This window comes from Streptomyces sp. 378 (assembly GCF_030124145.1).
Classification (GTDB): domain Bacteria; phylum Actinomycetota; class Actinomycetes; order Streptomycetales; family Streptomycetaceae; genus Streptomyces.
Genome location: NZ_JASKMS010000003.1, coordinates 258166 through 278441, shown reverse-complemented (window position 1 = coordinate 278441; position 20276 = coordinate 258166). Strand labels below are relative to the sequence as shown.

Annotated in this window: 18 protein-coding genes; 7 read left to right on the top strand and 11 right to left on the bottom strand. The window is 72.0% G+C overall.

What is annotated here, in order from left to right:
- The first annotated feature begins 5 nt into the window (after nt 1–5).
- On the top strand, nt 6–1763 hold the full coding sequence (locus QNO09_RS06465; RefSeq protein ID WP_283969072.1) for an ABC transporter permease subunit: 1758 nt from the start codon (nt 6–8) through the stop codon (nt 1761–1763).
- Nucleotides 1764–1967: 204 nt separating this feature from the next.
- Here the strand turns inward: QNO09_RS06465 and QNO09_RS06460 are convergent, their stop codons facing one another.
- From QNO09_RS06460 to solA, 10 genes are all read right to left on the bottom strand, one after another.
- A complete protein-coding gene (locus tag QNO09_RS06460; RefSeq protein WP_283969071.1) occupies nt 1968–2951 on the bottom strand; it encodes a D-2-hydroxyacid dehydrogenase in 984 nt (327 codons plus the stop codon).
- Nucleotide 2952: 1 nt separating this feature from the next.
- A complete protein-coding gene (locus tag QNO09_RS06455; RefSeq protein ID WP_283969070.1) occupies nt 2953–4404 on the bottom strand; it encodes an NAD-dependent succinate-semialdehyde dehydrogenase in 1452 nt (483 codons plus the stop codon).
- Nucleotides 4405–4443: 39 nt separating this feature from the next.
- A complete protein-coding gene (locus tag QNO09_RS06450; protein ID WP_283969069.1) occupies nt 4444–5724 on the bottom strand; it encodes an NAD(P)/FAD-dependent oxidoreductase in 1281 nt (426 codons plus the stop codon).
- Between the two features lie 56 nt (nt 5725–5780).
- Nucleotides 5781–5903, bottom strand: coding sequence for a hypothetical protein (locus QNO09_RS06445; protein ID WP_283969068.1), 123 nt, complete (start codon nt 5901–5903; stop codon nt 5781–5783).
- Nucleotides 5900–6766 (bottom strand): ABC transporter permease, encoded by an 867-nt coding sequence (locus QNO09_RS06440; RefSeq protein ID WP_283969067.1) that lies wholly within the window; start codon nt 6764–6766, stop codon nt 5900–5902. The genes QNO09_RS06445 and QNO09_RS06440 overlap by 4 nt, the downstream gene beginning before the upstream one ends.
- Nucleotides 6763–7656, bottom strand: a complete 894-nt coding sequence (locus tag QNO09_RS06435; protein ID WP_283969066.1) for an ABC transporter permease — start codon at nt 7654–7656, stop codon at nt 6763–6765. The genes QNO09_RS06440 and QNO09_RS06435 overlap by 4 nt, the downstream gene beginning before the upstream one ends.
- A 3-nt stretch (nt 7657–7659) precedes the next feature.
- Nucleotides 7660–8799 (bottom strand): ABC transporter ATP-binding protein, encoded by a 1140-nt coding sequence (locus tag QNO09_RS06430; protein ID WP_283969065.1) that lies wholly within the window; start codon nt 8797–8799, stop codon nt 7660–7662.
- Nucleotides 8792–9901 carry an ABC transporter substrate-binding protein gene (locus QNO09_RS06425; RefSeq protein WP_283969064.1) on the bottom strand — a complete coding sequence of 370 codons (1110 nt, stop codon included), beginning with the start codon at nt 9899–9901 and terminating at the stop codon, nt 8792–8794. The genes QNO09_RS06430 and QNO09_RS06425 overlap by 8 nt, the downstream gene beginning before the upstream one ends.
- 279 nt (nt 9902–10180) lie before the next feature.
- Nucleotides 10181–10867, bottom strand: coding sequence for a haloacid dehalogenase type II (locus QNO09_RS06420; RefSeq protein ID WP_283969063.1), 687 nt, complete (start codon nt 10865–10867; stop codon nt 10181–10183).
- Between the two features lie 112 nt (nt 10868–10979).
- Nucleotides 10980–12116 (bottom strand): N-methyl-L-tryptophan oxidase, encoded by a 1137-nt coding sequence (gene solA / locus QNO09_RS06415; RefSeq protein ID WP_283969062.1) that lies wholly within the window; start codon nt 12114–12116, stop codon nt 10980–10982.
- A gap of 276 nt (nt 12117–12392) precedes the next feature.
- On the opposite strand from solA, the gene QNO09_RS06410 reads away from it, so the two are divergent.
- Nucleotides 12393–14015, top strand: a complete 1623-nt coding sequence (locus QNO09_RS06410) for a PucR family transcriptional regulator (protein WP_283969061.1) — start codon at nt 12393–12395, stop codon at nt 14013–14015.
- A 170-nt stretch (nt 14016–14185) separates the two neighbouring features.
- Here the strand turns inward: QNO09_RS06410 and QNO09_RS06405 are convergent, their stop codons facing one another.
- Entirely contained in the window at nt 14186–14791 is a 606-nt protein-coding gene (locus tag QNO09_RS06405; protein ID WP_283969060.1) for an Rv1733c family protein, read from the bottom strand.
- Between the two features lie 574 nt (nt 14792–15365).
- Here QNO09_RS06405 and QNO09_RS06400 point away from each other — a divergent pair.
- The 5 genes from QNO09_RS06400 to QNO09_RS06380 all read left to right on the top strand — a co-directional run bounded on the left by QNO09_RS06400 (nt 15366) and on the right by QNO09_RS06380 (nt 20243).
- A complete protein-coding gene (locus tag QNO09_RS06400; RefSeq protein WP_283969059.1) occupies nt 15366–15938 on the top strand; it encodes a hypothetical protein in 573 nt (190 codons plus the stop codon).
- The gene (locus QNO09_RS06395) at nt 15908–17539 is read left to right on the top strand and encodes an FAD-dependent monooxygenase (protein WP_283969058.1); all 1632 of its coding nucleotides are present in this window, start codon (nt 15908–15910) and stop codon (nt 17537–17539) included. The genes QNO09_RS06400 and QNO09_RS06395 overlap by 31 nt, the downstream gene beginning before the upstream one ends.
- A 185-nt stretch (nt 17540–17724) precedes the next feature.
- Nucleotides 17725–19101: an MBL fold metallo-hydrolase gene (locus QNO09_RS06390; protein ID WP_283969057.1), complete on the top strand. Its 1377-nt coding sequence runs from the start codon at nt 17725–17727 to the stop codon at nt 19099–19101.
- 33 nt (nt 19102–19134) lie between these two features.
- Nucleotides 19135–19497 carry a rhodanese-like domain-containing protein gene (locus tag QNO09_RS06385; protein ID WP_283969056.1) on the top strand — a complete coding sequence of 121 codons (363 nt, stop codon included), beginning with the start codon at nt 19135–19137 and terminating at the stop codon, nt 19495–19497.
- Nucleotides 19494–20243: a sulfite exporter TauE/SafE family protein gene (locus QNO09_RS06380; RefSeq protein ID WP_283969055.1), complete on the top strand. Its 750-nt coding sequence runs from the start codon at nt 19494–19496 to the stop codon at nt 20241–20243. Before QNO09_RS06385 ends, QNO09_RS06380 begins: the two co-directional genes overlap by 4 nt.
- The last annotated feature ends 33 nt before the right edge of the window (nt 20244–20276 follow it).

The window sequence follows — 20276 nt, the reverse complement described above, 5'->3', positions numbered from 1 at the left end:
CCCGCATGAGCCTCGCGCCCAGCTCCGCCGCCGCCCGCCCGTCCCTCTGGCCGGCGGCGGCCGGCCGTGTGCTCGCCGGTACCGCCCTGCTCGGCGCCGTGGCCCTGCTCCCCTGGCTGTCCGGCGCCGACCCGGCCCGTACGGTGCTGCGTGCGCGCTCCGCCGACCAGAACCCCACACCGGCGGAACTGGCCGCGGTGCGCGATCAGCTGGGCCTGGACGAGGGCCCCTGGGTCCATCTCGCGCACTGGCTGGGCGGCCTGCCCCACGGGGACGCGGGCGTCTCGTGGGTCTCCGGCGCACCGGTCATGCCGCAGGTGGGGACGGCTCTGTCGGTCTCCCTGACGCTGATGCTGGGCGCGTTCGCCGTCACGGTGCTGGTCGCCGCGCTGGTGTGCGCCCGTACGGTCCTCCTCGGTTCCCGGCGCCGGCTGCGGCGGGACCGGGCCGGCACCACGGCCGCCGTCCTGGCGTCGCTGCCGAAGTTCCTGCTCGCCTCGGTGCTGGCCACCGTGTGCGGGGTGTGGTGGGGCTGGTTCCCGTCCAGCGGGTGGGACGGACCGCAGTCGATGGTGCTGCCCTCGCTCGCACTCGGCATCCCCTCGGGTGCGATGCTCGGCGGGATGCTCGACCAGGCACTGCCCGCCGCCTTCCACGAACCCTGGGCGCGCACGGCCTACGCCGTCGGGCTCCCGCCCCGGCACATCGGCCGCGACGCGCTGCGCCGCAGCCTGCCCGGCATACTGCCGCAACTGCTGCCCACCGTGGTGGCTCTGGTCGGCGGCGCGGTCGCCGTGGAGAAGATCTTCAACATCCCCGGCCTCGGCCGGCTCGCCCTGGACTCGGCCGTCGCGCAGGACCTCCCCGTGCTGCAGACGGCGACTCTGACGCTGGTCCTGCTCGGCGTGGCCGCGGGCATCATCATCCGGGCCCTGCGTCACGCCCTCCTCGGCCGGCCGCTGCGCGACGGCGCCCTGCCGGCCCTGCACCACCCCCCGATCACGGTGCCGCGATCCGTGCGCTGGATCACCACCGCCTGCGCCCTGACCCTGCTCGCCCTGGTCACGGCGGGCCTCCTGCGCGACCCCCTCCAGGTCGACACGGCGGCCCGGCTGCTGTCCCCCTCCCCCGAACACCCCCTGGGGACCGACGCCCTGGGCCGTGACCTGCTGGCCCGGCTGGGCCACGGGGCGCTGCGCACCGCGGAGGTCGCCCTGGTCGTGACGGTGGTCAGCGCGGTCACCGGACTGCTGCTGGGCATGGCACCGCGGGCGAGCGCGGGCCCGACCGAGGTCGTGTCGACCCTGCCCGCCGTCCTGGCGGGCCTGCTGATCGTGAGCGTGACCGGGCCGTCGGTGTGGGGCGCGGCCGGCGCGGTGTGCGCGGTCGCCTGGAGCCCCTACGCCGCCCAGACCTCCGCGCTGCTGGAGCAGGAACGCGCGAGCGGGCACATCGCCGCGTCCGTCGCACTCGGCGCGGGACGGCTGCATCTGCTGCGCCGCCACCTGCTTCCCGCGGTGGTCCCGGCCCTCCTCCGCAACGCGCTGCTCCGGCTGCCCACGACCGTCCTGGTCCTCGCCTCCCTCGGCTTCCTGGGCCTGGGCGAACAGCCGCCCACCCCCGAATGGGGCCGCCTCCTCTCGGAGAACCAGCCGTACGCCGAACTGGCCCCCTGGACCGTCCTGGGACCGGCCGCCGCGCTGGTGCTGCTGTCCGTGCTGGCGGTGACCGGCAGCGTGCTGGGACGCGGGAAGGGCGAATAGCAGGTGCCCCGGCCGGTGGAGGTCACCGGCCGGGGCACCTGCTCTCCGCCCGTCGGGCGGGGTGCGTCTCGTCGGGTTTCGGACGGGGCGAGTTTCGTAGATGTTCAGGCGAGGTGCGTCTCCTCTGTCTTCGGGCGGGGTGCCGCTCGTCGGCCGTCAGGCGGGGCGCTTGCTCTCCGCCCGTCGGGCGGGTGCGGCACGTCGTCAGACGCGTTGCGCCTCGTCGGTCACGTATCCGCGCCGCTTGTCCACCACGTTGCGCAGGGGGCGGCCCTCGATGTGCCGGGTGAGGTTGTCGAGGAACACCTCGACGAGCGCCTCCCGCTCACCGGTCGTCTCGCCCGCCGCGTGCGGGGAGATCACCACGCCGGGCATGTCCCACAAGGGTGACCCGGCGGGCAGCGGTTCCTGGGCGAAGACGTCGAGGGCGGCTCCGGCGAGCCGTCCGGCGGCGAGGTGGTCGACGAGCGCCTCCTCGTCGACGAGTCCGCCCCGGCCCACGTTGATCAGTCGCGCCCCCGGCTTCATCGCGGCCAGCACGGGGGCGTCGACCATGCCCCGGGTGTCCTGGGTGAGGGGTGCGGCCAGGACGACGTAGTCGGCCTCGGCGAGTGCCGTGTGCAGGCCGGCCGGGCCATGGACCGTGCCGAAGTCGGGGTCGTTCGGGCGGGCCGTGCGGCCGGCGCCGCAGACCCGCATGCCGACGGCGGTCAGCAGCCGGGCGGTGGCCCGGCCGATGGGTCCCGTGCCCCACACCAGCACAGTGCGGCCGGTGATGCCGTCGCTGGGACGCGGACGCCACTCGCGGCGCCGCTGGTGCTCCCAGGTGCCCGGGAAGTCCTTGGCGAGGGAGAGGATCAGACCGAGGACGTACTCGGCGGTCGGCTGGTCGTAGACGCCGCGGGCGTTGGTCAGGACGACGCCCGGATCGTCCACCAGGGCCGGGAAGAGGAAGGAGTCGACGCCCGCGGAGGCCGCGTGGACCCAGCGGGGCGCCTTCTCGGGGTTGTCGGGCCACGCCTCGCGGATGGCGGGAGTGATGGTGACCCAGGCCAGGAGGGCGTCGGCGCCGGGGAGGAGGTAGGGCAGTTCCTCCTCGGTGGCGTAGACGGTGTCGGCGAGGCGTTCGATGAGCGCGGTGGCCGGTGGGCGGTTGCCGCGGTGGAGGACGACGAGTCGGTCGGGCATGTCAGGCTCCGACAGGGACGGCGATGTACTTGTATTCGAGGAACTCGTCGATGCCGACACGGCCGCCTTCGCGTCCCAGGCCGGACTGCTTGATGCCGCCGAAGGGCGCGGCCGGGTTGGAAACCAGGCCGGTGTTGAGACCGATCATGCCGCTTTCGAGGCGATCGGCGACGCGCAGGGCACGGTCGAGGTTCTGGGTGAACAGGTAGGAGGCCAGGCCGAATTCGGTGTCGTTGGCGGCGGTGACGGCCTGGTCCTCGGTGTCGAAGGTGACCAGTGCGGCGACGGGTCCGAAGATCTCGGTGTCGTTGATGGCGGCCTCGGGGGTGAGGCCGGCCAGGACGGTGGGCGGGTAGAAGCAGCCCGGTCCCGTGGGCAGTTCACCGCCGGTCAGGACGGTCGCGCCGTGCTTGACGGCGTCCTGGACGAGGTCGTGGGCTTTGCTGCGGGCGGTGGCGTCGATGAGGGGGCCGACGTCGGTGCCGGGTTCGGTGCCGGGGCCGACCCTCAGGGCGGCCATGCGGGTGGTCAGGCGGGCGGCGAACTCGCGGGCGACGGAGGTGTGGACGTAGATGCGGTTGGCGGCGCAGCAGGACTCGCCCATGTTGCGCATCTTGGCGACCATGGTGCCTTCGACCGCGGTGTCGAGGTCGGCGTCCTCGAAGACGATCAGGGGGGCGTTGCCGCCCAGTTCCATGGACGTGCGGATGACGGTGTCGGCGCACTGGGCGAGCAGGATGCGGCCGACGGCGGTGGAGCCGGTGAAGGAGAGTTTGCGGATCTGCCCGCCGCGCAGGAGGGGTTCGACGACGCCGGCGGCGTCGGTGGTGGTGACGATGTTGAGCACACCGGCGGGCAGACCGGCTTCGGTGAGGATCGCGGCCAGGGCGAGGCTGGTCAGGGGGGTCTGGGGGGCGGGTTTGAGGACGACGGTGCAGCCGGCGGCGAGGGCCGGGCCGATCTTGCGGGTGCCCATGGCCAGGGGGAAGTTCCACGGCGTGATGAGCAGGCAGGGCCCGACCGGCTGACGGGTGACCAGCAGGCGGTTGCGGCCGTCGGGGGCGGTCGTCAGCCCGCCGTCGATCCGCACGGCCTCCTCGGAGAACCAGCGGAAGAACTCGGCGCCATAGGCGACCTCGGCGCGCGCCTCGGCCAACGGCTTGCCCATCTCCAGCGTCATCAGCAGCGCGAGGACCTCGGTGCGCTCGATGATCAGGTCGTAGGCGCGGCGCAGGATCTCGCTGCGCACCCGGGGCGCGGTGGCGGCCCAGGCCGCCTGGGCGGCGACGGCGGCGTCGACGGCGCGCTGTCCGTCGGCGGGTGAGGCGTCGGCGACCTGGCACAGTTCCTCGCCGGTGGCCGGGTTGTCGACGGACAGGGTCCGGGCGGACTCCGCGTCCTGCCAGGTGCCGCCGATGAAGAGCTGCTTGGGAACATCACGGACGACAGTCATGGGTGTCTCCTCGTATGCGTGGAAGGGGCTGCCGACCGGTCAGCGGATGCGGTCCAGCGTCTTGTAGTAGGCGCCCGCGAAGGGCAGGAACCAGGCCGTGCCGTTGTAGAGGGGGATGCGGGGCGGGGCCAGGTCGCGGACGGGGCTGACCTCGGGGTGGCCGTCCATCACCTCGGCCATGACCTGCCCCATGTGCGTGGCCATCTGCACGCCGTGGCCCGCGTATCCCATGGAGTAGTAGACGCCGTCGTCGGTCTGCCCGGCGTGCACGATGCGGTCCATGGCGAAGCCGACGGAGCCGCCCCACACGTACTCGATCTTCGTCCGGGAGAGCTGGGGGAAGATCTCGCACATCTCACGGAACAGGACGGCTCCGCTCTTCTTGTCCGAGGTGGGGTCGGACGGTGCGAAGCGGGCGCGGCCGCCGAACAGCAGCCGGTTGTCCGGGGTGAGCCGGAAGTAGTGGCAGACCTGGTTGGAGTCGACGATGAGGCGGGCCTTGGGGATGATGTCCCGGGCGAGGTCGTCGCCGAGCGGCTCGGTCACGATGATGAAGCTGCCCAGGCATACCTGCTGGCGGCGCAGCCACGGGAAGTTCTTGTCGGTGTAGGCGTCGGTGGCCATCATGACCTGCCCGGCACGGACGACACCGCGCTCGGTGCTGACCTCGAACCGGCCGGCGGCGGTACGCCGCACGCCGATGGCCGCGTTGCGTTCGTGGATCTCGACACCGGTGCGCTCGCACGCCTCGGCCATGCCGCGCACGAAGCGGCCGACGTGCAGTGCGGCGCTGAACGGGTCGAGCAGGCCGCCGTGGTAGGCGTCGGAGCCGATTTCGGAGCGCAGCTCGGCCTTGCTGATCAGAGTGGTCTCGTGTCCGAAGTACTGGGCCAGATCGCGCTGTTGGGCCTTCTTGCTCTCGAAGTGGGCGGGGCGGGACGCGACGCCCAGGCGTCCGACGCGACGGAACTGGCAGTCGATGGACTCCTCGTTGACGAGCCGCTCGACGGTGTCCACGGCCTCGCCGTAGGAGTTGTAGATCTCGCGGGCCCGTTCGAGGCCGTACCGGCGGATGGCCTGGCGTACGCCGATGGTGAAGCCCAGGTTGGCCATGCCGCCGTTGCGCGCGGAGGCACCGGAGCCGATCTGGCCCTTCTCGACGAGGGTGACGCGGGCGCCCTTGCGCGCGGCGTGGAGGGCGGTGGACAGACCCGTCAGGCCGGCGCCGACGACCACCAGGTCGGTGTCCTCGGTCAGCGGCTTGCCGGAGCGGTCGGGAAACGCCCCGGCGGTTTCTATCCAGTAGGGAATCGTCTTCATTTCGGGTCCTCTGCGGGGAGTTTCGAAGGTGGGGCGCGGCCGTGCCTGCGCAGGGCTCAGGTGAGGGGTTGGACGAGGAGGTTTTCGCCCTCGGGACCGAGCGAGCCGTCGGCGGCCCTGTTCGGCAGCGGGTGCCGCCGGGCGGTGTGGGCGGTCAGCTGAGCGGTGGCGGTCGTCATACGGCCTCGCCTCCCGGGTTCGCGATGCCTGCCGTGTTCTCGACCGAGAGCAGGGAGTCCTGCCGTCCGGAGCCGATCCAGCGGACCAGGGCGACGATGCCGAGGGCGAGGATGGCGAAGGCGGTGAGGAGCGCGCTGACGGCGGTCACGCTGGGGTCGATCTCGAAGGTGAGGGAGTTGTAGACCTGCACGGGCAGGGTGACGGTGTCGACGGAGGAGAGGAACTGGGAGATGTAGAACTCGTCGAAGCTGGTGATGAAGGAGAAGATCGCCGCCGCGATCATGCCGGGGGCGGCGAGGGGGAAGGTGATCCGTCGGGCGATGGTCAGGCGACCGGCGCCCATGCTGGCGGCGGCGTCCTCGAGGCGTTCGTCGATGCCGCGCAGGGTCGCGATCAGGATCAGTACCGCGATCGGTGAGGCCAGCACGGTGTGGCCCAGGGCGATGGCGATGGGGCTGCCCAGCATCGCGGCGGGCTCGAAGAGCAGGAACAGCCCGAGTGCGGTGACGATCTGCGGGATGACCAGCGGTCCGAGGACGAGGGCGAAGACCGCCGAACGCAGCGGGAGTTCGCTGCGGACCAGGGCGGTCGCCGCGGTCACCGCGATGATGAGGGAGAACACGGTGCTCAGGGCGGCGATCAGGGCGCTCAGGGAGAGCGCGGCCGGCCATTTGCTGCCGTCGGCGAACAGGGCCTTGTACCAGTTCAGCGTCCACGTCTCGGGCGGGAAGGAGGCGAAGGCGTTGTCGCTGAAGGAGGTGACGAGGATGACGACGATCGGCAGCGCGAGGAACAGCAGGATGAGGGTGGCGACGGCGGTCAGGGCGATGCGCCCGGTGAGGGATGTGCGCAGCTCCATCATGACGCGCTCCTCTTCTTACGGCTGGCGCCCAGGGAGGTCACGAGCTTGACGAGCAGCAGTCCGGCGAAGGTGAGCAGCAGCAGGATGACGCCCTGGGCGGCGGCCCCGTTCCACTGGTTCTCCTTGGTGACCTGCTGGTTGATGAGTGTGGCGATCATCGTCTGGTTGGGTCCGCCCATCAGGGCGGGGGTGATGTAGTAACCCAGCGAGAGGATGAAGCTGAGCAGTCCGGCGCTGGCCAGGCCGGGGGCGACCAGCGGCAGGTAGACGCGGCGGAAGATGGTCGGGCGTCCCGCGCCCATGCTGGACGCGGCGGCCAGCAGCCTGCGGTCCACACCGCGCATCACCCCGTACAGCAGCAGCACCGTGTACGGGAGCATCATGGAGGTGGTGCCGATGACCACGCCGAGTTCGTTGTAGAGCAGCTGGAACGGCGTCCCCGGTACCGACATGGCGGTGAGGGTCTCGTTCACCAGGCCCTTGTCGCCGAGCATGATGATCCAGCCGTAGGTGCGCACCAGGGCGCTGACGAAGTGCGGGACGACCACGACCAGCATCGCAAGGCCCGCCAGGATGGGCTTGAGCCGGGTGATCGCCTGGGCCAGGACGAACCCGAAGACGAGGCTGAGCACCGCCGTTTCGGCGGAGATCCGCAGCGTGGTGATGAGGACGGAGAGGTTGACGCCGGTGAGGGCGTCGGCGTACCAGTGCAGCGTGAACGAGCCGTCGGCGTCCTTCAGGCTCAGGAGCAGGGTGCTGAAGATCGGGTAGACGAACAGCACCAGCAGGTAGACGACGACCGGCAGGGCGTAGAGGATCCCGACCCGGGTCTTGCGCGAGGCGAGGAGCTTGCGCGGAGGGGCGGGCGTGGTGGCGGTGAGGGCGGCCATGGCTCACCCTGCCTGTTCGTCGGCGAAGAGGTTGACGTCCTCGGGGTCGGCGGTGATCCCGACCCGCTCGCCGGCGACGGGGCCCCGCCCGGCCGGGACTTCCAGACGCAGCAGCGGCGCGTCGGTGCCGTCGATGCGTACGCCGGCGCGGACCAGGGTGCCCACGTAGGTGGCCGTCTCGACCGTGCCGGTACAGAAGCCGTCGTCGGCGGCGCAGGCCCGCAGCCGGCCCGGCTGCACGGCGACCTTCACAGAGGTGCCGGGGGCCGGCTGGTGGCGGCGCGCCTTGATCAGGCCGCCACTGTTGTCCAGGCGGACCAGGGTGTGCTCGTCGGTGTGCTTGTCGATGCGGCCGGGCAGGAAGTTGGCCGCGCCGAGGAAGTCCGCCACGAAGGGGGTCTTCGGCCGCTCGAACAGTTCGCGGGGGGTGTCGAACTGCTCGATCAGGCCGTTGCGCATGACCGCGATGCGGTCGGACATGACCAGCGCCTCTTCCTGATCGTGCGTCACATAGATGACGGTCAGGCCGAGTTCCTGCTGGATGGTCTTGATCTCGATCTGGAGCTGGTCGCGCAGCTTCTTGTCCAGGGCGCCCAGCGGCTCGTCCATGAGGATGACCGGCGGGCGGTAGACCAGCGCCCGGCACAGGGCGACACGCTGCTGCTGACCGCCGGACAGCTCACGCGGCTTGCGTCCGCCGAACCCGGACAGGCCGGCGATCTCCAGCGTCTCCCCGACGCGGCGGCGGATCTCGTCCTTGCTCACGCCGCGCAGGGTGAGCGGGAACGCGACGTTCTCGTGGACCGTCATGTGCGGGAAGAGCAGGTACTGCTGGAAGACGAAACCAAGCCCCCGCTTCTGCGGCGCAAGGCGTGTCACGTCTCGGTCCCCGACGGTGATGGTGCCGGAGTCGGGTTCGCAGAACCCGGCGATCATCATCAGGGTCGTGGTCTTGCCCGACCCGGAGGAGCCGAGGAAGGTGACGAACTCCCCGGCCGCGATCTCCATGGACGCCTCGTCGACGGCGACGACGTCACCGTACGTCTTGCGCAGGGCCACTACCGACAGCGCTTTGCCGGTCGCGGCGGCCTGCTTGCCGCCGACCACCGCGACGGACGGCGTGACCACACCGAATTCAGCCACGAGCCCACTCCAGCCAGCGCTTGGTGACGGCGGATTCGTTCTTCAGCCACCAGTCGATCTCCGCGTCGAAGCCCTTGTCGTAGTACTTCGGCGCACCGGCGAGCGCGTTGCGCTCGTCCTCGGTGAGCTTGGCGTAGGCCAGCGGGGACGACGGGTTGGAGGGGAAGGCCTGCGCCAACGCGGCCTGGCTCTCCGCACGCAGCGCGAAGTCCATCAGCTTGTAGGCGTTGTCCACGTTGGCCGCGTCCTTGGCGATGGCGTAGCCCGAGAACTGGCGGCGTATGCCGTTGAGCTGCCGCTCGACGGGTACGCCCTGCTTCTGCAGATCGGCGATCCGGCCGTCCCAGACGGTGGACATCGTCACCTCCTGGCGGCTCAGCAGCACACCGGGGAGCGGGCCGCTGTCCCAGAACTTCTTGATGCCCGAGCGCAGCCGGGTCAGCACCTTGAACGCGCGGTCCACGTCCAGCGGGTACAGCTTGTCCATCGGGACGCCGTCGGCCAGCAGCGCGAACTCGAGCTCCGGCAGGTCACCGTCGGGGCTGCACATCGCGCGGCCGCCCTGGAACGCCTTGGTGTCGAAGAAGTCCGCCCACGACTCGGGCTTCTTACCACCGAAGGCATCCGTGCGGTAGGCGATGCACTGGCCGTAGAAGCTGTGGCCGACGGCATGGTCGGTGATCTGAGCCGTGGGGATCTTCGCGCTCTTCAGGCTCTTGAGCCGGTCACGGTCCAGCGTCTCCAGCGCGTCCTGCTTGACGTACTTGAGGTGGGACATCATCGAGTTGTTGATGAGGTCGCACTGCGGGCGGCCCTGCTTGATCTGCGCCAGCAGCGGAGCGTCGTCCAGGTTGAGCACCTTGACCTGGATGCCGGTCTCCTGCGTGAACGGCGTGTAGATCGCCTTCTGCAGCGCAGCACCGTAGGAACCGCCGCTGTCGCGGACGACCACCGTCTTGCCTGCCTTCCCACCGGTGCCGGTGGAAGCGCTGCGGCTGGTGCCGGTACCGCAGGCGCTTAGCGCGGTCGCGGCGGCGAGACCCGCCGTGGCTCCGCCGACGCCGCGCAGGAAGAGTCTGCGGTCTATACGGGCGTCTCTCATCGTGTGCCTCCTGGGGGTGCTGCTGGGGAAGGGGGGATGGCTGGGGGTGGGGTCCAACTCGGCTCCCGGGGAGGGTGGTGGGGCCGTGCATGCCGGAGAAGATGCGCCCGCCGGACAGGGCGTTGGACCGTGCGTGTGCTCCCCGCCGTCGGCCGGGGTCGGTGGACCGGGCCGAGAGCGTCGCTCTCGGCGCGGCACTTCGAGTTCTCCGCGGGCGTCGCCGACACGCTCGGCGAGGGTCCTTCGGGGCTGTCCGTGCGGGACGGTGTGCGTCGCGAGTCAGAGGCCGAGCATCTGGTTGAGCTCGTCCAGGGACTTGACCGTCACGTAGTCGTAGCCGTGGGTGACCGGGTCGTAGCCGCGGTCGAGGAGCACCAGGTTGCGGAAGCCCATGTCGTGCATCGGCATCAGGTCGTAGCGGGTGTGCGAGGCGACGTGCACGAAGTCCTCGGGCGACGCGTCGAGCTGGTCGAGCATGTACTCGAACGCGGCGTAGCGGGGCTTGTAGAAGCCGGCCTGTTCGGCGGTGAAGACCGCGTGGAAGTCCGCCCCGAGCCGGGGCACGCTCTCCTCCAGGAAGGCGTCGCCGGCGTTGGAGAGGATGACGAGCTTGTAGTGCTCGCCCATCTTCTTCAGCGGTTCCGGCACGTCGGCGTGCGGGCCCCAGCTGCGCACGCCGTCGGCGAGCCGCTTGCCGGCGTCCGGCGCCGCCGTCACACCCCACTTGCGGCAGACCCGCTCGAAGGAGTCCTGCAGCACCTGCTCGTAGGGGTAGTACGCGCCGCGCACCTGGTCGTAGCGGTAGCCGCGGAACTCCCGGACGAACTGGTCCCAGTGCTCGGCGGGGATCTGGTCGCCGACGAGTTCACGCGTGATGGGGGTCATCGGCCACTCGATCAGCGTGCCGTAGCAGTCGAACGAGACGTACTTCGGACGGAACTGCAGGGAGGGGATTTTGTTGCTCATGCAGGAGCTCCAATGATGTGGGCCGCGAGAAGCGAAAGGATCATGTTTTTTCGGTACCTGTCCGGCAGGTGCGAGACGCACTTCTCCCGGGGCAGGGCGAAGTGAGGAAGACTCAGGCGGTCTGGGTTCCGGCCGGCGCGAGGAAGCCGATGGGGTGGTCGGTGGAGCCCTCGAGGGCCAGGTCGGCGGCGATCTCTCCCATGGCGGGCGAGAGTTTGAAGCCGCTGCCGGAGAAGCCGGCCATGACGATGATGTCGTCCTCGCCGGGGAGATGACCGACGAGCGGGTTTCCGGACGCGGTGTAGCCCTCCATGTAGACCGACAGCCTGATGGGGTCGGGGTTCAGATCGGGCATCAGCTCGGCGATGAGCTCGCGGAAGGTGGCGAGTTCCTCCGGGCGGACCGTCCGGTCGAGCCGCTCGGGGTCGGGCACCGGCAGGTATCGGGCCAGGGACAGGCCCAGCTTGACGGAGATGCCGTCGGGCGAGGGGAGGCCGTAGCAGTCGTGGGGTGTGCTGCGGACGAAGGCGGGTGCGCCGCCCGCGAACCAGTCGTGGCGGGTGGGGATGTGCCACGAGCTGATCAGCCGGCGGATGTCGACGCTCCGGGGGAGGTCCGGGAGCAGCGTGTTGATCCAGGGGCCCGCGGTCACCACCGCGGTGTCGACATGGTCCGTGCCCTGGTCGGTGACGATGTGCACCCCGCCGCCCGCCGCGGGGGCGATCTCACGCACCGTGGTGTACCGGTGCAGCCGGGCGCCCAGTTGCTCGGCGCGGGTGGCGGCGGCCTGGATCGACGCCTCGGGCCGGATGATGCCGCCCCTCCGGTCGAGGACGGCGGTGTGCCCGTCCGGGAGGCGGTGCTGTGGGTACCGGCGGGCGAGTTCCTCGCGGTCCAGTACCTCGTGGTCCAGCCGGTGGGTGGTGCTTTCGGAGAGGAGGAGGCGCATCGACGGTGACGCCGTCTCGCCCATCACCAGGCATCCGCTGCGGCGGCGCAGCGAGAAGCCGGTTTCGCGCTGGAGCCGGTCCCACATCCCGTCCGCGAGTCGCAGCAGCGGAACATACCCGGGCTCACCGAGGTGCACGGCGCGGAAGATGCGGGTCTCGCCCCCGGCCGCGCCGCGGTCGTGACCCGGCGCGTACCGGTCGTAGCCGATGACCCCGGCCCCGCGGGCGGCCAGTCGCCACATGACCTGGCTGCCCATGCTGCCGGCACCGATCACGGCGACGCGCTTCTGGTGGCGCATGGGTCGCTCCTTTCGCCGGAGGGCTGGGTGGCAGTGATCCCCCGGTCCGGTGCGGACACCGTGCCGACCCTTGCGGTTCGGCCCGACCGGGGATGGCGTTCACTTTCGACCCGCCGGAACCCGCAGGTCAACCCACACTGTGTTCCACCTCGCAGGCTTCTCGAGACGGTTTGTCAGGCAGCGGACCAGGCTTCGGAAAGTGTTCTTCGCCCCCTTGCCACGGTGGGTGGCCGGTGCGAAGGTGACCCCCGAATCCTTCGGAAGAAAGCACCCCCTATGCCGCCCAGCCGTCCCGCAACCGGGCACTTCCCGACCATCAGGGAGGTTCTTCGCCTGCCCGTGCTGGCCGAAGGGATGCCGCGCGTGCTGGCCGGTTCGTCGCAGATCGACCGTGCGGTGCGCTGGGTGCATGTCACCGAACTGCTCAATCCGGCCGACTTCCTGGAGGGCGGTGAGCTGGTACTGACGACCGGCATGCCGTATCCGGAGGATGCCTCCGAGCTGCGGGGTTACGTCGACCAGCTCGCCGATGTCGGCGCGGCCGGCCTGATCGTGGAGCTCGGTCACCGGTATCGGAAGGTGCCCGAGGAACTGATGGCGGCCTGTCGTGCGCGTGAGGTGCCGCTGATCGAGCTGGCCCGCGGTGTCCGCTTCATCGACGTCACGCAGACGGTGCACGCGCTCATCCTCGACGCGCAGGGGGCGCTGCTGCGCCGCGGCAGGGACATCCAGGACATCTACACCGGTCTGACGCTGCGGGGCGCGGATCCCGAGGAACTGGTGCACACGACCGCGGAGCTCACCGGAGCGCCCGTGGTGCTGGAGGATCTCACCCACCGGGTCCTGATGTGCGAGCTGCTCGGCCGGCCGTACGAGCCGGTCGTGTCGGCCTGGTCGCGGCGCTCCCGGGCCGCGCCGACCCTGGAGAAGGTCGCGCCGAGCGGCCCGGAGGGGTGGCTGATCGCCCCGGTGCAGGACCATCACGGACCGTGGGGGCGGCTGATCCTGCTGGACAGCCGGCTGAACACGGAGCCCGACCCGGAGCACGTCCTGGTCCTGGAGCATGCGGCGGTCGCGCTGACCATGGCACGCCTGGCCGGACCGGCGTGGTGGGAGCGCCGGGCCCACCGCTCCGTGCTGCGGGACCTGTGCGAACGGCGTTTCCGCTCCCCCGCCGACGCCCGGGCCCGCGCCGAGGCGCTGGGGTTGCCGGCTTTCGGGCACCGCCTCTTCACCGTCGTCATCCGCCACGCCCAGCGCGGCGGTGAGGGCGAGCAGCTCGACGAGCGGATCGCGAAGGCTCTGACGCAGACCGGCATCCGCGCCCTGGTCGGTGAGACGGCTCCGGGCCGGATCGGTGTCCTCCTCGCCCTGGCGCAGGCCAGTGCCTGGCAGCCGGTCGCCGAGCGGATCGGCCGTCTCGCCCGTGAGGAACTCGGCCCGGAGGCCGTCGTCGCCGTCGGCCCGGGTGTCACCGACCTCTCCGGGATCGCCCGGTCGTGGCAGGAGGCCGAGCAGACGGCCGAGGCCATCACACCGGCGTCCCCGGAGCGGTGGTTCTACGTCCCCGCCGATGTCCGGCTGCCGGAACTCCTGGGAGTCCTGTGCGCGGACACCCGCCTCCAGCGCTACGCGGAACGGCAGCTGACCCGCCTCATCGAGCACGACGACCGCAACAGCGGCGACCTGCTGCCCGCGCTGCGCGCCTATCTGGCGGCCGCCGGCAACAAGTCGGACGCGGCGAAGCGGGCCGGCATGTCCCGGCAGGCCTACTACCAGCGCCTCCACACCATCGAACGGCTCCTCGGCTGCGACCTGGAATCAGGCCTGCAGCGCACGTCCCTGCACGTGGCGGTGCTGGTCCTGGACGCACGAGGAGCGACCTCGCCCGGCATCTGACGTCGACGGCCACCGCCACATGGCGGCACCTCGGCTGTTGATGACGAGAAGGCCGGCACTCGCGGACTCGCCGAGCGGAGTGGAGACAGGCGGCACGCACACCTGTTCCGCGGTGAGGGACGGCTGCGGGCTTGAGCGCCTCCTGCCCGGGCGCCCGGGCCGCCCTGCCGTCACCGGCGGAAACGCGCGGACCACCGCGGTTCCACCAGGTCCCATTCGGCGTCCCACTGCGCGAACCTCCTCCGGTCGAGGACCAGGTCGACGCCCGCGCGCACCGCGTAGACGCCGACGACCATGCCGACGGCCGCCATGCCGCCCACGAAGCAGCCGTTGCTCCACGCGGTGGTCGCGGTCGCCGGCGGACCGGTGATGGTTCCGTCCCGGTCCACCCAGATCCGCACGGCGGCGCCCTCAGGCGTTCCTGGCCTCACCAGGGTGGTTCCCGTCATGACGGTGCCGTTCCGCTCCGTCCAGCGGACCTGCGCCGGCTGGCTGGCCGCTCCGCTGTCGTCCGCGACGCCCGAGGTCAGCCGGGCGGTGACCTCGTGTCGCTGCGCCGTCTGGGCGTGCACGGTACGCATCGTGGACTCGTAGGCCGCCAGCCCCGCGCCGGCCGCGGCCAGTGGCACACCGGCGACGAGGATGAGCATCAGGAAGCGCCGGAACCAGGATTCGAACCAGTCGGACCGACGCCTCAGCGGGTTCGCCCCCGCCGCCCCATGGTGCTTGCGGGGCGGCGGCGGACCCGATGTGTACGGCGAACCTCGCGCGCTCATGAGCCGACCTCCGGCAGATCGCTGATCCGTTCTCCACCACGTGGTCCCACCCCCGAACGGCGACGGTCTCGGTCACAGGGCCGAAGGTCCCGGCGCGACCGGACTTCCGTCCCCGCCGACGGGCCCCGCCGACAGGCCCCGGAACGCGCCGCTCGGCCCATGCGCGGTGGCGGCCGTCGGGGCGATCCTCGAAGGAGAGAGCACACCACGGTCGCGTGCCGTGAGGTTCTGATCTTTCGCCTCCAGCTCGTCGACCGCCCGCCGCATCTCCAGCTTCTTCCGGGAGGGAGGCCGCCGCCATGCGACACGTGGTCACCGTGGGCCCCGACGGCTCACCGGAACGTCTCGCCGCGGCCCGCCGGGCCGCCGACGACGCCGAGAACGCCCGGCTCCGAGCGGCATGGGAGTCCGAAAGGGACCGGACCCTGCCGAGAGCCACTTCCCCCCCCGTGCGGACGGCCGCCCCTCACGGACGTCGCCCGATCGCCGCCGTCCCTCCCCACTGATCGCGGCCACGGCCCGGCATCTCGGTGTCACCGGTGGTCGCGAGCGCCTGCCTGGCAAGGAGACCGTCATGAGCGAACAGAAGCCACTCGCCCCCGGTGAGGCCTGGCGGGCCGTGGCGCGATGCTTCCTCTCCTCCTGGGCGCTGCTCGCCCGGCGCCGGGTCCACCTGCCGAGGCAACGGGTGGGAACGCGCATCCGCTTCGCCGACGGCACCTGCGCCCGGGTGTACCGGGAGACCCGCCTCGGCAGCGGACTGGCGCGGCACCCGTGCACGCTGGTGGTCGTCTTCCGGCTGCGCCTGGTCCGCGGTCCCGGGCACGCGCTGTTCCGGGCGGAGAGCCTGCTGAACACTCCGCTGTTCGTCGGTTTCCCCGGCTTCACCTCGAAGTTGTGGCTGGCCCACGACGAGGACGGCCGGTACCGCGGCCTGTACGAGTGGGACGACCCGCAACGCGCCGAGCACTACGCCCGTTCTCTGTGGCGGGTCCTGGCCCTGGTCAGTGCGCCCGGCTCCATCGGCTACACCGTGCTGCCCGGGCTGCGCCGCGACGATGTCCTCGCGGACCCCGGACTGGTCGAGGGCGCGGCCAGGGGCGACACGCCGGACTGGTGGCGCGTGACGGCCGGGACGCGGCCATGACGGCGGACGTCCTGGTCGTCGGGGCCGGTCCGACCGGCCTCGCTCTGGCGCTGGAGGCGCACGACCACGGGGCACGGGTCCGGATCGTGGAGCGGCGGCCCGATCCCTTCCGGCCCTCCCGCGCCCTCATCCTGCATCCACGCACCCTGGAGGCGCTGCGCCCCCTCGGAGTCACCCACGCCGTGCTGGAACGGTCGGACACCGCCCCGGCGGCGGTCCTCCGGCTCGGCTCCCACGCAGTCGAGACCAGGCTGGCCGGCTTCGCACTGCCCGAGACGGCGTTCCCGCATCTGTCCCTCGTGCGGCAGACGGACGTCGAAGACGTGCTGACGCGGGCGCTGGCCGAGCGCGGAGTGCGCGTGGAACGGGGGACCGAGCTGATCGCCGCCCGCGACGGCGGCCGGAACGCGTCGGCCGTGCTGCGCTCCCCGGACGGCACGGAGGAGATCGACTGCCTCTTCGTCGCGGGCTGCGACGGCCCGGCCAGCACCGTGCGCGCCTGTGCCGGTATCGGGTGGCAGAGCAGGCCGTATGCCGTGGAGGTGATCCTCGCCGACCTCGACCTGGCGAGTGCCTCCGGTCTTCCCGGACCTTCGAGTGCTCAGGTGTTCGCCGGGCGCGACGGACTGGTGTTCCTCTTCCCGCTCGGAGAGCAGGCCTTCTGGCGGCTGCTGGCCACACGGGCGGCCGGTGGCGGGGCCGGGCGGGACTTCGGCCAGCCCGGCCCCGCCGTCCCGCAGGCCGAGCTGCAGCGGCTGCTGAACGACGCGGGGACGCGGGCGCGGATCGAGCACCTGGCGTGGTCGGCGCGGGTGCCGCTGCGCTGCGGCCTCGCTCGGCGGTTCCGCCGGGGACGGCTCTTCCTCGCCGGGGACGCGGCGCACAACTACTCACCCGCCACCGGCCAGGGCATGAACGCCGGCATCCAGGACGCGGTGAACCTCGGCTGGAAACTCGCCTTCGCGGCAGGGCGTGCCAGGGGCGGGTTCCCGGCCGGATCCGGTGACGACGTGCTGCTGGACTCCTACGAACAGGAGCGCAGGCCGGCGGCCCACCGCCGGCTTCTGCTCACGCACACGGCGTTCTGGGCGGAGGCGTCGACCGGGCGGATCCCCTCCTGGCTGCGCGGGGTGGCCGCCCCGCACGCGGCCCCGCTCGTGCCCGCCCTGCTGGAGCGGCGTCGGCTGGTCGCCGAGGCCATCCGGGTCGTCTCCCAGCTGCGGGTGAACTACCGGCACAGCCCCCTGTCCGTGCAGGGCACACCCCCCTTGCGGGGCGCCCCCCGCCCGGGCGACCGCCTGCCGGACGCGACCGTCGGTGTCGGAGGGGCCCCGCAGCGGCTGCACCGGCTACTGGCCGGCCCGGGTGTGCACCTGCTCGTGCAGCGCGACGCCGATCCCCCGCCGCGGGCGGCGACCGGCGCCCGGGTCACCGTCCTGCGACTGGCGAACAGTCCGGGCCGAGGTCTGGTGGCGGTCCGTCCGGACGGGCACGTCGGCTTCCAGTGCGGAGCCGCCGACCCCGGCGGACTGCTCCGCTGGCTGACGCTGGTCGGCGCGGCGCGTTGTACCCCCCGTCCGGATGTCGACGCAGACCACTGACGCGAGCGCGACGGACGGCGGAGCACTCGCCGCCGGCCCACCGGTGCCGCACTACGGGTTATCCGCCTTGGCATCGCGAGGCCACCGATGAACGCCACCCCGCCGGAAATACCCCCGGGGGTATTTCTGTTACGGTGAAGGACAGATACCCCCCGGGGTACACCGTCTGTAGAGGAGTCGTAGCCGTGTTCTTCGTCGACACCCTGGAGATCGAGGGCCTGGGCAACCGCAGCTACCTGGCCGGAGGCCCCGAGGCCGCGGTCGTGGTGGATCCCCCGCGCGACATCGATCAGGTCATCGCGGCAGCCGCCCGCCGCGGGGTACGCATCGCATATGTGGCCGAGACCCATGTGCACAACGACTACGTCACCGGCGGCCTGGAGCTGGCCCGCACGACCGGGGCCCGCTACCTGGTGCCGGCCGAGGCCTCGGTGTCCTTCGACCGCACGCCCGTCGCCGACGGCGACTCGATCGCGGTGGACGGGGGTCTGCTCCTGCGCGCCATGGCCACTCCCGGTCACACTCCGCACCACACCTCCTATGTCCTGGAGGAGGACGGGAGGCCCGTGGCGGCCTTCACCGGTGGATCGCTGCTGATCGGCAGCGTCGGACGGCCGGACCTCGTGGAGCCGCGGCTGACCGAGCGGCTGGCCCGCGCCCAGCACACCTCCGCACATCGACTGGCCGACACCCTCGACGACGACGTGCGGGTGCTGCCCACGCACGGTTTCGGCAGCTTCTGCTCCTCGTCACAGGCCGAGGGGGACGCGACGACGATCGGCGCGGAGCGCAAGAACAACGACGCCCTGACCATGGACGTCGACACCTTCGTCACGGAGATGCTCGCCGGCCTGGACGACGTGCCCGCGTACTACGCGCACATGGGCCCGGCCAACGCCTCCGGCCCCGCGCCCGTCGACCTCACCCCGCCCCGGTCGGCCGACGCCGAGGAGATCGCCTCCCGGCTGGCGGCCGGAGAGTGGGTGGTGGATCTGCGCAACCGTGTCGCCTTCGCCGAGGGCCATGTGGCCGGCTCGTTCAACTTCGAGGGCGAGGGCAAACTGGCCACCTACCTGGCGTGGCTGATCCCCTGGGGCAAGCCCGTCACCCTGCTGGCCTCCACGCGGGAGGAGATCACCGCGGCGCAGCGGGAACTGGCCCGCGTGGGCATCGACCGTCCGGCGGCCGCCGCCACCGGAGAGCCGCACACCTGGGTCCGCGAAGGCGAGCGACCGGCCTCGTTCCGTCGCGCCCGCTTCGCCGATCTCGCCGAGGCCCGTGAGAGGGACGAGCAGGTGGTGGTGCTGGACGTGCGCCGGGCTTCCGAGCGGGCCGACGGGTTCGTCGGCGGTTCGGTGCACATCCCCGTCCACGAGCTGCGCGGCCGACTCGGTGAGGTGCCCGCGGGTGTGGTGTGGGTGCACTGCGCCGGCGGGATGCGCGCGGCGATCGCCGCCTCCCTGCTGGACGCCGCCGGCCGCGAGGTGGTCGCCGTCGACGACGCCTTCACCGCCGCCGGCGAAGCCGGGCTGCCCGTCACCGGGCCCGTCGCCACCGACTGAACCGCAACGCACTTCCGTACGGAGAGACGCACCATGTCGCCCTTCTTCCGACGCGGCTCCGGCCGCGTCACCCCGGAACAGGCCCACCGGCTGGTCGCCGACGGGCAGGCCGTCCTCCTCGACGTCCGCGAGACGCAGGAGTGGAACGCCGGGCACGCGCCCGGGGCGCTGCACCTTCCTCTCACCCGGCTGATCGCGGGAGCCCCTCTCCCCACCGCCGCGGAGGGCAAGCGGGTGGTGGCCGTCTGCCGCTCCGGGAACCGCTCCCGCACGGCCGCGGACCTGCTGACCGCCGCCGGCCTGGAGGCCACCGACGTCACCGGGGGCATGGCCGCCTGGGCCCGGCAGGGTCTGCCGGTCACCGGTGCGAACGGCAGCGGCGGTGTCATCGCGTGACCGAGCTGATCCTGGCCCTGATCGCCGGAGGGGTGGTGGGGCTGGCGCTGGGCGCGCTCGGTGGCGGCGGCAGCGTCCTGGCGGTGCCCGCGCTGATCTATCTGCTCGGTTTCACCCCGGCTGCGGCCACCACGACCGCCCTGCTCATCGTCGTCGCCACCGCACTGACCGCCCTGTACGGCCACGCCCGCGCCGGGAACGTGCGGTGGCGGACCGGTGCCCTGTTCGCGGCGGCGGGGCTGCTGCCCGCCGCCCTGACCGGGGCCTTGGCGGGGAGGCTGCCGCAGCCGCTGCTGACCGCCGCGTTCGCCGCCGTCGCCGCTGTCGCGGCCGTCCGCATGCTGCGCCCCGCCCGGGAACGTCCCACAGGGCCCCGGGGCGCGCGGCCGGCGCGGGCCGCCGGAGCCGGCGCGGGGCTGGGGGCGCTGACCGGACTGCTCGGCGTCGGCGGGGGCTTTCTGGCCGTCCCCGCTCTGGTCACGGTGCTGGCGTTCGAGATGCAGGCCGCGATCGGCACGAGCCTGCTGGTCATCTCGGCGAACTCACTCGCCTCCCTGGCCACCAGGGGCGCCACCACGGCGGGAGTCGACTGGACGTTGGTCGCGCCGTTCACCGGGGCCGCGATCCTGGGCGCCTGGGACGGCAAGCGGCTGGCCGCCAAGGTCTCCGGCCCCCTGCTGCAACGCACGTTCGGCGTCGTGCTGCTGGCCGTGGCCGCCTTCATGCTGGTCGACGCCCTGATATGAACGGGCAACCGTGGCAGGCCCCGACCGGTGCGC